Source organism: Photobacterium sp. WH77 (assembly GCF_022014395.1).
Taxonomy (GTDB): Bacteria; Pseudomonadota; Gammaproteobacteria; order Enterobacterales; family Vibrionaceae; genus Photobacterium; species Photobacterium arenosum.
Window position 1 is genome coordinate 18923 of record NZ_JAKLTE010000018.1, and the last position, 12395, is coordinate 31317.

Sequence of the window (12395 nt, forward strand, 5' to 3'; positions counted from 1 at the left end):
GATCGTTAACTGACTTTTTCCAGCGATTTCACCTCTTCATCATCAAGCATTGCTTCATCGATCAGATGCGGTGAATGCGTGCTTTTTGCTTTCTGTTTCTTACGCTGCTGACGATGCACGCCCAGCGCCAGCATACAAGGGGTTATCACCAGCGTCAGAACCGTTGCAAAGGCCAGCCCGCCCGCCACGGCTGTGGCAAGTTGTGCCCACATTTGCGTAGACGGGGCGCCAAATTCCACTTTGCGCTGTATCAGATCCACATTCACCATCAGTACCATTGGCATCAAGCCTAAAATGGTGGTGACTGTGGTCATCATTACAGGACGTAAGCGCTGGGCGCCGGTGCGAAGAATCGCCTCAATCGGCTCCATGCCCTGGTTTCTGAGCACGTTATAGGTATCAATCAGAACGATATTGTTATTCACGACTATCCCGGCCAGCGAGATGATACCAATCCCTGACATCACTATGCCAAACGGCTGATTGAACACCAGCATCCCAAGCAGTACACCGACCGTTGAGAACAGAACAGCTGTCAGGATCAGAAAAGCCTGATAGAAAGAATTAAACTGGGTGACCAGAATAATCGCCATCACAGCCATCGCAACCAGGAAGGCTTTACTCAGGAAAGCCGACGCTTTCTCCTGCTCTTCGTTTTCCCCTCGGAGCGTAATCTGGACCCTGGGATCCAGCCCCAGTTCGGGTAAACGCGCCATGACTTCAGGAATGACTTTACTCAGATTATAACCGGGCGCCATGTCAGCCGTTACCGACAGCGCCTGACGTCCATCCACTTTTTTGATGGTATCCAGCTTGTTGGCGGCTTCTAAAGTACTGAAGTTACTGAGCGGAATCTGCCCCTGCGCCGTTTTCAGCCGTAGCTCTTCAAGGCGGGTAATATGCCGGTACTGTTCCGGGAACCGCACACGGATATCCATTTCATCATCAACGTCATCAGCCCGGTATTCGCCGAGCGTTAACCCTGTTGTGACAAACTGGACATTATTTCCGACCAAAGTGGCATCTGCGCCAAACCGCGCGGCATCGGCCCGATCAACTTTTATCTGCCATTCGATACCCGGTTTAGGGCCGGTATCATCAATGTTGGTGAAGGCAGGGTTAGATTCCAGTTCCTTACGGACTTTCGCAACTGAGTCTTTCAGCAGTGCAGGAAAGCGTGAACTGATTTGCAGGTTGACATCTTTATCGCCCGTTGGTGGCCCAGCCTGATCCTGCCGCACTTCAATTTCCAGCCCGGCAAGCCCGGCGGTGCGCAGCTTAATCTCTTCAATCGTTTCCGCCGCCGGACGTCTGTCTTGCCAGTCAATCAGGTTAACCCTAAGCATACCAATTCGGTCATCGCCTCCCGAGCGCGCATACAGGGTTTCTACCTCAGGTAGGTTCAATAGTTGGCGTTCCACCTCTTTGATCAGACGATCTTTCTCTTCAATAGATAAATCGCCCTGAGATCGAACAACGATATTAAACCCTTCCGGCTCCACCTCAGGGAAAAATTCCGTCCCGTTACCGGCTTTGCCGTACAGCAGGATAACCGCCAGCGAAAACAACAACGCGCCGAATAACACCTTCCACGGCCGTTTGACCGCCGCTTTCAGTACCCGGACATAATTGCCGGTGAAACCTGGCAGGTGCTCAATATCTCCCTCTTCAGCTTCAATCAGTTGCTGACGTTTTTCAGCAGAGATGGGCCGCGGCTTACCAAACAAGCCACCTAATGTCGGCACAAAAATCAATGCCATCGCCAAAGAGGCAACTAAGGTCATGATCAGCGTCAATGGCAGGAATTTCATGAACTCGCCCATGATACCCGGCCAGAAGAGTAACGGGCCAAAAGCTGCCAGCGTCGTTGCTGTGGAGGCAATAATCGGCCAGGCCATACGCTTTGAGGCTTTTTTGTAGGCTTCATAGCGCGGCGTGCCTTCACTCATTTCGCGGTCGGCGTATTCAGTGACCACAATGGCACCGTCTACCAGCATACCAACGGCCATGATCAGAGCAAATAGCACTACCATGTTGACCGTATAACCCAGCACGGCCAATGCCAGAATCCCGGTGAGAAACGAGCCTGGAATGGCAATTCCCACCAGCAATGCCGTACGCGCACCAAGAATAGCGATAATCACAATGACCACCAGCAAAATGGCAGACAGCACGTTATTTTGCAGGTCGTTCAACATGGTTTTGACATGTTTTGACTGATCACCGGTGTAATCCACCGCGATGGTTGGCGGCCAGAATTCGCGCTCTTTTTCAATCAGTGCTTTCACACCTTCGACCGTCTGGATGATATTTTCACCAGGCCGCTTTTTGACTTCCAGCGATACCGCAGGCTTACCATTCACGCGCGCATAAGACTCGGCATCCTGAAACGTCCTGCGAACAGTAGCGACATCACCAAAGGTAATCACTTTATCGCCAGACACCTTAACCGGCATTTCCATGACATCTTTAATATTGTCGAAGACAGAAGGCAGCTTGATCGGAAAACGCCCCTGCCCGCTGTCGAGTGTACCTGCCGCTACAAGCCGGTTATTACGGGATATCAGGTTATAAATATCTTGCTGATCCAGGTCGTAGCTTTCCATCAGCAGCGGATCAACCAGAATCTCAATCATGTCTTCCCGATCCCCACCGATATCCACTTCCAGCACTTCCCGCATGCTTTCCAGCTTATCTTTAAGATCACGAGCGATGGTAATCAGTGCTCTTTCTGGCGCAGTGCCCGACAACATAACTGTGATGGCCGGATTTTCAGAGGCCATAGTGACTTCATTAACCGTCGGCTCGTCTGTGCCATCCGGCAATTTCGCCTTTGCCAGACTCACTTTCTCGCGCACATCCGCTAAGGCACTGTTGGTATCGGCCCCGGCCACAAATTCCAGTAACACCGAACCATGCCCTTCACTGGCGGTTGATGTCATTTCTTTCACGCCATCTAAGCCGCGCAATTCCTTCTCCATGGGTCGCAGCAACAAGCGTTCAGCATCTTCCGGTGAAATACCGCTATGGGAAATCGAGACGTAAATAAAGGGAATGGTAATATCCGGTTCCGCTTCTTTAGGAATACTCTGGTAACTCATATACCCGGCAACCAAAAGAAGCAGCAGAATAAGGACAACGGTACGGGTACGATGCAATGCGGCATCTATCATCCCAAGCATTCTCAGTTCTCCATCCTGATAGCTTCAACACGATCACCCGGCCGGACGAAACCCTGACCAACGGTGATCACATCCACCACGCCTGAAAATCCGCCCAGCCAGGTACCGTCACCATCACTTTTCACGACACGCACCGGAGTAAAGACCACATGATCTTCCTCTACTGTTTTAACACCAAGATTCCCGGCCTCATCCAGAGCCAGTACGGCAGGCGTGACTTTAATGGCTTCCGTTTCTTCAATCGGTACCACCAGCTCAGCACTGGTCCCTGCCAGCAAGTGCAGCTCATCATTGTCGAAAGCGACCTCGATACGGAAAGTATTTGTGGTTTCATTTGCCACTTTCGAAAGGTAGCGAACCTTGCCTGTGGCAGCATGGTTTCCTGTCAATCTTGCCTCCGCTTCCTGGCCCAAACGAATATGCTGAATATCCGTTTCGGTGACATCAGCCCGGACAATCAGCGGATTGATATCCGCAATATTGCCGACCGGATCGCCCACCTGAACATAATCGCCTACTTCTACCATTCGCTCATTCAAGATACCGCTCAATGGAGCCCGGATGGTGGTTTTTTCCAGCTTCAGCGTCAAGGTTGCTATGGTCGTTTGCGCATCAACAAGGTCAGCTTCGGTTTGAGCTAACAGAACACGCCCCTGAAAGCCTTTTTCATTCAGTCGCTTCGCACCGTCGTATTCAATCTGCCGCTGTTTGAGCACGGCTTTCGCCCGCTTTAACTGCTCCGGCCAGTCATCCTGAGCCAGACGGGCAATGATTTGTCCTTCCTTCACTAACGAGCCACGCTGCGCAATCACATCAACGACTCGTCCAGCCACTTCGGCTTTGATTGTCGCCTGCCGGCTGGGTTCTGTTTTACCGTATAAGGTCAGACTACGAAATACCGGCTCGGCGGCGAAGGTGGTGATTCTGACTTTAGGTACCGGCGCATTATCCTGAGACTGAACAGGCACACTGTTTTCATTACCCGGCGCCTGCATTGCTGTGCTGTCTTCCTGAGACTGACCACCAGACAGCATCCAGCCAAGAATCAGAACGGTAATACCAATGGCATATATATAAGGCCTGGCCGCCAACCACCGTAACACGGTGTGTAGTCCTCTCATCATATTCTCCTTTTTTATGACGAAACGTCACTAAACGCTACCACTCAAGTCTAATGCAATTTTTCTGGATTCATTTTGTTATTGGCCCATAAAATGAAACTGCAACTGTGAGCTTTAACATTTAAAAGTAACGAATAAATCAAGTTGAATTCTACTTATGTGTCTGTGAGATAAAAAGCAGAGCTTACTTGTTTCAACTGTATTGTTCTGAATATGTTAACCCTGATGAAAAACGGGATTATTAACGTGTCCGTACTTTATAAATTAACCCATTTGCAATATACCCTATTCATAGTCGGTACACGTCTGTAGCAAGTCACATACCAAAAAATATTTATACTATAATTCAATAAGCTACAGAAAACCCAAACTCAGAGCATGGCGAGAACAACCAAAATCTGGCGAATTGTTTACTTTTTTATTCATGCTGTTATGCAATTCGCCACATCAGCTGGGGTTAATTTATCTGTTGTTAACTCTATATATAAGCAGACTTTTCTCTGATACACTCCGCCGAAAATACAGGTGGTGCTTTAAGGAATAAAGCGATGATCGAATGGAGTAAAGATCGAATCTGGTATCAGGATATGCCGTGGAAACGTTATGGCGTGCCTGTTGGCTGCCGCATGACAGTGATACGGCTCAAAAATGATAATCTTCTTGTCCATTCCCCGGTTCAGCTCACTACTGATATTCAGCTCCGGTTAGCTAAACTTGGCCATGTCTCAGCCATAGTGACGCCTAACCTGAATCATCATCTCTTTTTGTCCGAATGGTGGCTCGCCTACTCTCAGGCGACTTTTTTTGCCCCTCCAGGGCTTCAGTTCAAGCGCACAGATCTGGTTTTTGATGATGCACTGGGTGCTGAAACGCCTGCGATGTGGCGAGGACAATTATTGCAGACGCTGTTAAGAGGCAGCGATCATGTTGAAGAAGTGGTGTTTTGCGATCCCGAATCACAAACACTGATCCTTGGCGATGCCATGGCCTGGCTGCGAAACAGCCACAACCCGGCCACCGTGGCCTTAGCCATAGCCAATGGCTGCTATTTTCATCCGGCAATGCCACTCTACTGGCGTCATAGCTTCCACAACAAAACCCGGTTACGCCAGTCTTTACAGGAAATTCTGACCTGGCCATTTGACAGAATCCTGTTTGCCCATGGGCAAGTGATACCCGAGAACGGCAAACATATCTTTTCTCAAGCTTTTCGCTGGGCACTGGCCTAGAAAAATAACGCGCTCAGTTGCAATAAAGCTGTCAGCTTTTCACTCCACTATGAACCATGATAAGTGTATACCTAAACTACTTGATGATGCAGGTAGGCGGCAAGCCAACACCGCTGCAGCTTCAAGTAGGACAGGTATAGTGATGATGAAAACAGGGATTCAATGTGACTATTACCGAGCGTTTGCCTGAACTGATACAACTTGAAGCACTGATTGAAAGCGAAGCGAAAATCAAGAACCGGATTAGCCTGCAAGCCAGTGAGTTAATCCGGTTACCTTTCCATGAGCAGCATCTCCCCATTTATGAGTGCCGTTTAGGCAATCCCGCTCCCGGCCTGCCCTGCCTGTTTCTGGTTGGCGGAGTGCATGGCCTTGAGCGCATTGGGACTCAGGTTTTGCTCTCTCTGCTGACCAGCCTGTGTCAGCGTCTGGCTTGGGATAATAACCTGCAACGCACGCTTGAGAACATGCAGATAGTGGCGATTCCGCTGCTTAATCCGGTAGGTATGGCCATGCAGCGCCGCTCGAACGCCAGACATGTTGATCTGATGCGCAATGCCCCTGTCGAAAGTCAGGAGCGCACAGCATGGCTGGTCGGTGGCCATAGAATCAGCCCCCGTCTGCCGTGGTACCGCGGTCCGGCAGGGCGTCCAATGGAAGCTGAAGCACAGCTGCTGGTTGATCAGGTGCTAAAGCATACCCGGCAAAGCCCGTTTACCATGGCGCTGGATTGCCATTCTGGCTTCGGGCTCAGAGACAGAATCTGGTTCCCTTATGCCAAAAGTACCCGGCAGCCAGTCTCGCGACTCGGCAGTCTGTTTCGGGTGCGGGAAATGTTTTTTCAGGCTTACCCTCATCAAAACTATGTGTTCGAGCCACAGACAAAACACTACACCTGCCACGGCGACTTGTGGGACTTTTTGTATGATGAAGCTGAAGCTCAGGGAAATCCGCTGCTACCTCTCACGCTGGAAATGGGCTCCTGGCTTTGGGTGAGAAAAAACCCGTTGCAACTCTGGCATCCACTGGGCTTATTCCATCCCATTAAAAAGCACAGAGTACAACGGACACTCCGCAAGCATCTCGTTCTGTTAGACTTTCTGATAAATGCAACCGAAGCTTATACCAACTGGTTCAGTCACAACCAAGAGATGGCCGACTGGCACCAGGCAATGTTGCTCTGGTATTCATCAAACCATCAGGATAACTGCTCATGACTCACTGCCAACGACCTATTATCCTTTTGCGAGGATTACTTCGCGAGCAAAGGCACTGGGGCAATTTCACCCAACAGCTAAGGTCGCATTTTCCTTTCCGAAAGGTGATCGCTTTGGATCTCGCCGGTAACGGTCAACGGTTTCTGGAGACATCACCCTCCACCGTCAGTGCCATGGTTGATGACCTCCATCAGCAGTTACATTTTTTGCATGCCCGCGAACTCGACACGGAAAATCAAATAGAAGCAGGTACCTATGATCTGCTGGCGATTTCTATGGGAGGGATGATTGCGCTTGAGTGGGCAAGATTGTACCCGGAGGAAGTGAAGTCGCTGGTACTGCTCAATACCAGTGATGGCAAACAATCCCCCTTTTATAAACGATTACGGTGGCGGCAGTATCCCAATATCATCAGGTTGCTGATGAGCAAACCCAAAGAGCAGGAAAAATTCATTCTTCATATGACCTCAAACATGTACCCCGGAGATCCTGACATACTGAAAACATGGATTCGATGGCGCAAAGAGTGTCCTATCCAAAGGAGTAATCTGTTCCGGCAACTGAACGCCGCAATGACTTTCAGATATAAAGATGTTCCGGATAAACCCGTATTACTGCTTGCTTCGCAACATGACGAGCTGGTCGATGTTTCTTGCAGCCGAACGCTTGCCCACTACTGGCAGTGCCCTATACACATTCACCCCAGTGCCGGCCATGACTTACCACTTGATGACCCCGACTGGGTTTGCCGTTACTCACTGGCATTCTGGCAGAATGCAAAATGAAACCAGATTGAATAAAGCCAGCTTGATTGCGAAGTTTACTCAGCAGCCAGTTTGTTCAGCTCATTGTAAAGCCACACACTTCTTGGTTGTAACAAGAAGAAGTCCGTGACGTCTCAGTGTTGATACGTCACAAAAGAAGCGTTACCGATATTCTCAAAGATGACATTGCATACGTTGAGATTTATGCAGGTGCATAATCATCGTAGGAGAATTTTCATGTCTTACAATCGCAGTATTTTCATCACATCTGTTACCGCTCTGAGCCTGCTATTACTGCAGGGCTGCAGTTCCGGTGACGACGAAACCAGCACACAAGCCCCCACCGCCTCGCCCATCGATAAAACGATGAACATCTATTTACCGGCAAGAACGGATAAAAAACCCAACACTAAAAATCCGGTTTTCCAGTTCACCAATGTGGCCTATTTCCGCGAAAATTTAGAGTATGACAACCCGGCTCAGTTTACGATTTTTGATGATGGCACTTGGGAATATTATGCCGAGCGTATTATCAACAACAAAGTGACAGGCGGCGAAGACAATTCTGGTGGCGCATGGATCCAGACTTTTTATGTGAAATACTACAGTGACTGGGATCAGTATAAAAAAACCTGTGCCGGTTCTATTCTTCATTCCAACAACTATGATTTAGCCACAGCCAAATACAATGTTGAGCTAAGAAATTATAAACAAAGCGGCTTGGATAATGTGCTAAAACAAAAACTTCCTCAGATTCGCTGTATTGATGCTTATCAGCAATGGCATCAATAACATCCTCTGATAGCGCTAAACTTTGCCCGGTAACCCACCAGGCAAAGTTTGGCTTAATCTCTGACGTTTACTTAGGCGAGGCAAACACCTGGGTCCAGTAAATGCCGTAGGTACTGCCTGAGTTGGTATCAGAAGCTGCGCCCATCTGCGTGAAACTGCCGTTCATGATATTTCTGCAATGCCCAGGACTTTCTAACCAGCCTTGCATCACAGCAGATACCGTCTTCTGGCCTGCCGCAATATTCTCACCTACGGTTTTCCAGCTGTAACCCTGTGCTGTTACACGCGAACTTGGCGACGAGCCATCCAACCCGGTATGACTGAAATAGTCATAATTGGCCATATCGCTCGAGTGCAGGAATGCCGTTTGTTCTAAAGTGGCATCCCATGTCAGAGGAGCAACTGCCGGCATCCAGGTTCCGCCACAGTCCTGGCCCTGTGCCCGTGCAGCATTCACCGCTGCCAGCATTTCATCAGCCATAGATTGATTTGAGCTGCCAGAGCCGGTTTGATCTGAGCCGCCTGTATTTGAGCCAGTGCCGGTTCCGTCTGAGCCAGAGCCTGTGCTTCCGCCTGTCGTTTGATCACCACCGCCGGTCGTTGGTCGCTCAGAAGAACCACCATTAGATACTGAAGAGCCGTTATGAGAAGTAGAGCTGTCACCTGAACCGCCGTCTGAACCGCCACACCCGACAAGGGCAAACATAGATAAAATCAATACTGTAAGAATTCGCATGGGTACATCCACTTAATAATAATAAGATCCTGATTTATAACGCAGAGGCCAGAACAATCAGTAGCCAGGGATAAGTCTCTGCAATGTGCAACCTTTACAGCTGCAAAGATAAAATCAGCCAACAACGGGAGAGGAATATACTGACTGCAAACATCTGCTAGCAATAGCTGACGTTTAAAAAATACGCATCCTGACAATCATTTGACACAAAAATTTGCCAGTTTTTGAGCACAAGGCAGAACTTAATCTCAACGAAACAAGCAGATAAACCACCCGTACATTGTTCAAAATTCACACAGAAGGATTAGGTTGTTTTTTGTTCGATCTTAACAAAAATCACACACAGTGACATTGATGCAAGCAAGATATCAACAAGGAGAATGAGAAGAAGGTTAGGACACCAAGGATCTGGCCACTCAGGCCAAATCCTGCTGGCTGAGGCTTACGCCTTTGATTTGCGCATACAGGTTATCGCCGACATGGAGGTGCAGCTCATCTGCCGCCCAGGGCGTGATATTGGCCGTCAGGATTGACGTGCCAACAGCTAAACGGAGTACCACGATATCAGAGTGATATTTATGCTGCTCTATGCCTTCGACGGTCGCGGGCAACACATTCCGTATACTGGTCTGCGCGGGTTTGATTCGGGTGACGGAAATGTCATTCGCGTGAATTCTCACCCTGACCATTTCCCCGACTGGCCGGCGCACTCTGCTGACCCACAACGGCAGGTCTGGCCCGATACAAAGCTGGGTCAACGGATAGGAAGGATGGTGTTCAGTTACTTTTAGCTGCAACACTGAGCTTTGTTCTCTGGCGCTGAGCCAGGGACGCATCACAGAGGAGGCCCACACATCTGTCAGTGCACCATTTCCAATCACTTTCCCCTGATCCAGCACCACCATGTGATCTGCCAGGCGAAGTATCTCATCCAGGCTGTGACTGACATAAAGCACAGGAATACTGACACTTTTAGCTAACGATTCCAGATAAGGCATCAGCTCTTGCTTGCGCGGTAAATCCAGCGAGGCTAAGGGCTCATCCATCAACAACATATCGGGTTTACTCAGTAACGCGCGGCCAATGGCAACACGCTGCTTCTCTCCGCCAGATAAACTGGCAGGATAACGACCTAATAAATGCGATATATCCAGAAGTTGAACGACTTCACTGAACAGTTCCGGGTCTGGTTTGCTGTGGTTTCCGTAAAGCAGATTACCTCTCACCTTATAATGCGGAAACAATCTGGCATCCTGAAAAACATACCCAATACGGCGCTTTTCCGGTGGTAAATCAATGCCCTGCCAAGTATCACAAAGCACATGCTTGCCAAATGCGATGTGGCCTTCATCCGGCTTACTTAACCCACTGACGATATTAATAAAAGAGGTTTTTCCTGCACCAGAACGGCCAAAAATGGCAATGATACCCGATTCGGGTAAGCGCAAGTCGACATCCAGTCGCATTTGTCCAAGTTGCTTGACAAAATTCAGCTCTAACATCAGTTACCCAGCCTGTTTCGCGCTATACGAGCCAGCCACTCTGCGATTACCAGAGACAGCAAAGCAATAATAATGGCAATCACGCACAAGCGGGCAGCTTCCACTTCGGCCCCCGGTGTCTCTATGAATGAAAACATAGCCAGAGGGATAGTTTGCGTTTCGCCCGGTATATTCGAGACAAAGGTGATGGTTGCGCCGAATTCGCCCAACGCCCGGGCGAAGGCAAGTACGGTACCGGTAAGTATACCGGGTAACATAAGCGGTAATGTGATGGTAAAAAAAACTTTAACCGGACTGGCCCCGAGCGTGCGGGCCGCCTGCTCCAGTTTAGGATCAACATTTTCCAGCGCAAGCCGTATTGCTCTTACCATTAACGGAAAAGCCACCACAGCGACAGCCAGAACAGCACCACGCCAGCTAAACCCAAACGTGATGCCAAACCAATCGTACAGATAAGCGCCAATCATACCCTGGCGCCCCATCATGACCAACAGCAAGTAGCCGACCACGACAGGAGGAAGAACCAGCGGCAAATGTACCAGGCCATCTAACAGGGATTTCCCCCAAAACTGCCCTCTTGCCAGCAACCAGGCACAGCCAATTCCTGCCGGAAGACTGACAATCACTGCAGTGAGTGCGACTTTCAAACTCAGCTGCAGTGCGGTGACTTCGTAGTCGGTTAAGGTAAAGGTATCCATGGGAAAATTCAGAATGACACACTTCCCGTTGGTTAATTGACTGAAAAGCCGTAGCGTTCGAACACTTCGGTTGCATCAAACAACTGCAGGTACTCATAAAATCCCTGGGCCGCTTTCGATGGGGCCTGCTGAGTTAAAGCAACCGGATAGGTAATGGGCTGATGGCTTTGCTCAGGGAACTGGGCAACAATTTTGACGTCTTGTGCTACCTGAGCATCTGTCTGGTAAACAATACCAAACTTCGCTTCTTGCCTTTCCACCAGCAAGAGCGCAGCACGAACATTGTTTGCTCTCGCCAGCAAAGGTTCTGCCCGCTGCCAGAGTCCCAGAGACTCCAGGGCTTCTTTGGCATAAATGCCTGCCGGTACATGATTCGGATCGCCAACAACCAGTCGGCTGCCATTTAATGTCTTCGTGATGTCCCACGAGGCATTTAGCGGTACTGAATTCACCGATTCAGATTTATGCGTAACCAAGACTAATCGATTATGTAGTAAATCTTTGCGTGATTCGCTATTGATCACTTTCTGCTCTGCCGCATAATCCATCCATTTTGTATTTGCTGATAAATACAAATCTGCTGGTGCACCTTGAGCTAACTGGCGGGCAAGCGTTGACGACGAGGCAAACGAGAGTACAACCTCATTGCCACTGGCATGCTCATAACTTTCCGCCAATTCATTCAACGCATTGGTGAGCGAAGACGCAGCAAAAACCAGCACTTTTTCCTGTGCAGTAGCCTGAGGCAGGTTAAACAGACACAGAGAAAATAACACGAACCAAAGCTTTTTCATTACCAGACTCCATTCCAATCAATGAGTCAGAGATAGTAAATTGCAAGACTATACCTGACAATTATTTTCCGACCTTTAAGTCAGAAAATAAAAATTACCAAAAAAAGAGCCCTGGGCAATCATGCTTACATTAAGCAGCGATTGGCCAGGACTCTCGCCCGCCGTGTTTTGCTTTGCGCTGAAAACTGCCTTTGCCTTTTCGGGCTTTTTCAACTCTGCTGCGGAAAACTTTACTGGTGACGACGGCTTTAAGGGCATTGTCCATGATTGTTCCGCGACCATGATCAGTTTCAAAACCAGTATTTGTGGCCTGCTCTGTGTGCTGGCAGCACTTTTTCTTTGCCATTATATGCTCCTTGG

General features: G+C 49.1%; 11 protein-coding genes. 4 read left to right on the forward strand and 7 right to left on the reverse strand.

The annotated features are described in order from the left end of the window. Positions 1-5: 5 nt before the first annotated feature. Positions 6-3182 carry an efflux RND transporter permease subunit gene (locus tag L6J37_RS16305; RefSeq protein ID WP_237795907.1) on the reverse strand — a complete coding sequence of 1059 codons (3177 nt, stop codon included), beginning with the start codon at positions 3180-3182 and terminating at the stop codon, positions 6-8. A gap of 2 nt (positions 3183-3184) precedes the next feature. Continuing rightward, the gene (locus L6J37_RS16310) at positions 3185-4306 is read right to left on the reverse strand and encodes an efflux RND transporter periplasmic adaptor subunit (protein ID WP_237795908.1); all 1122 of its coding nucleotides are present in this window, start codon (positions 4304-4306) and stop codon (positions 3185-3187) included. Between the two features lie 545 nt (positions 4307-4851). On the opposite strand from L6J37_RS16310, the gene L6J37_RS16315 reads away from it, so the two are divergent. The 4 genes from L6J37_RS16315 to L6J37_RS16330 all read left to right on the forward strand — a co-directional run bounded on the left by L6J37_RS16315 (position 4852) and on the right by L6J37_RS16330 (position 8305). Beyond that, a complete protein-coding gene (locus L6J37_RS16315) occupies positions 4852-5532 on the forward strand; it encodes a DUF4336 domain-containing protein (protein ID WP_237795915.1) in 681 nt (226 codons plus the stop codon). A gap of 164 nt (positions 5533-5696) precedes the next feature. Continuing rightward, entirely contained in the window at positions 5697-6749 is a 1053-nt protein-coding gene (locus L6J37_RS16320; RefSeq protein ID WP_237795916.1) for a M14 family zinc carboxypeptidase, read from the forward strand. Further along, the gene (locus L6J37_RS16325) at positions 6746-7534 is read left to right on the forward strand and encodes an alpha/beta fold hydrolase (RefSeq protein WP_237795917.1); all 789 of its coding nucleotides are present in this window, start codon (positions 6746-6748) and stop codon (positions 7532-7534) included. Before L6J37_RS16320 ends, L6J37_RS16325 begins: the two co-directional genes overlap by 4 nt. A 216-nt stretch (positions 7535-7750) precedes the next feature. After that, positions 7751-8305, forward strand: coding sequence for a hypothetical protein (locus L6J37_RS16330; RefSeq protein ID WP_237795918.1), 555 nt, complete (start codon positions 7751-7753; stop codon positions 8303-8305). A 67-nt stretch (positions 8306-8372) separates the two neighbouring features. Here L6J37_RS16330 and L6J37_RS16335 read toward each other — a convergent pair whose 3' ends face one another. The 5 genes from L6J37_RS16335 to L6J37_RS16355 form a co-directional block, all read right to left on the reverse strand. Then, complete coding sequence (locus L6J37_RS16335) at positions 8373-9041, reverse strand: CAP domain-containing protein (protein WP_237795919.1); 669 nt, start codon at positions 9039-9041, stop codon at positions 8373-8375. 416 nt (positions 9042-9457) lie between these two features. Further along, on the reverse strand, positions 9458-10543 hold the full coding sequence (modC, locus tag L6J37_RS16340) for a molybdenum ABC transporter ATP-binding protein ModC (protein ID WP_192013870.1): 1086 nt from the start codon (positions 10541-10543) through the stop codon (positions 9458-9460). Continuing rightward, positions 10543-11241, reverse strand: a complete 699-nt coding sequence (modB, locus tag L6J37_RS16345) for a molybdate ABC transporter permease subunit (protein WP_237795920.1) — start codon at positions 11239-11241, stop codon at positions 10543-10545. Before modB ends, modC begins: the two co-directional genes overlap by 1 nt. 32 nt (positions 11242-11273) lie before the next feature. Next, positions 11274-12035 (reverse strand): molybdate ABC transporter substrate-binding protein, encoded by a 762-nt coding sequence (modA, locus tag L6J37_RS16350; protein ID WP_237795922.1) that lies wholly within the window; start codon positions 12033-12035, stop codon positions 11274-11276. 130 nt (positions 12036-12165) lie between these two features. Beyond that, entirely contained in the window at positions 12166-12381 is a 216-nt protein-coding gene (locus L6J37_RS16355) for an alternative ribosome-rescue factor A (RefSeq protein ID WP_192013876.1), read from the reverse strand. Positions 12382-12395 lie beyond the last annotated feature (14 nt).

What these genes read in the sequence shown, in the direction of transcription:
- L6J37_RS16325 (WP_237795917.1), top strand. Translation starts at nt 6,746, where the DNA reads ATGACTCACTGCCAACGACCTATTATCCTTTTGCGAGGATTACTTCGC.
- modA (WP_237795922.1), bottom strand. Translation starts at nt 12,035, where the DNA reads ATGAAAAAGCTTTGGTTCGTGTTATTTTCTCTGTGTCTGTTTAACCTG.
- L6J37_RS16355 (WP_192013876.1), bottom strand. Translation starts at nt 12,381, where the DNA reads ATGGCAAAGAAAAAGTGCTGCCAGCACACAGAGCAGGCCACAAATACT.
- modB (WP_237795920.1), bottom strand. Translation starts at nt 11,241, where the DNA reads ATGGATACCTTTACCTTAACCGACTACGAAGTCACCGCACTGCAGCTG.
- L6J37_RS16310 (WP_237795908.1), bottom strand. Translation starts at nt 4,306, where the DNA reads ATGATGAGAGGACTACACACCGTGTTACGGTGGTTGGCGGCCAGGCCT.
- modC (WP_192013870.1), bottom strand. Translation starts at nt 10,543, where the DNA reads ATGTTAGAGCTGAATTTTGTCAAGCAACTTGGACAAATGCGACTGGAT.
- L6J37_RS16315 (WP_237795915.1), top strand. Translation starts at nt 4,852, where the DNA reads ATGATCGAATGGAGTAAAGATCGAATCTGGTATCAGGATATGCCGTGG.
- L6J37_RS16335 (WP_237795919.1), bottom strand. Translation starts at nt 9,041, where the DNA reads ATGCGAATTCTTACAGTATTGATTTTATCTATGTTTGCCCTTGTCGGG.
- L6J37_RS16330 (WP_237795918.1), top strand. Translation starts at nt 7,751, where the DNA reads ATGTCTTACAATCGCAGTATTTTCATCACATCTGTTACCGCTCTGAGC.
- L6J37_RS16305 (WP_237795907.1), bottom strand. Translation starts at nt 3,182, where the DNA reads ATGCTTGGGATGATAGATGCCGCATTGCATCGTACCCGTACCGTTGTC.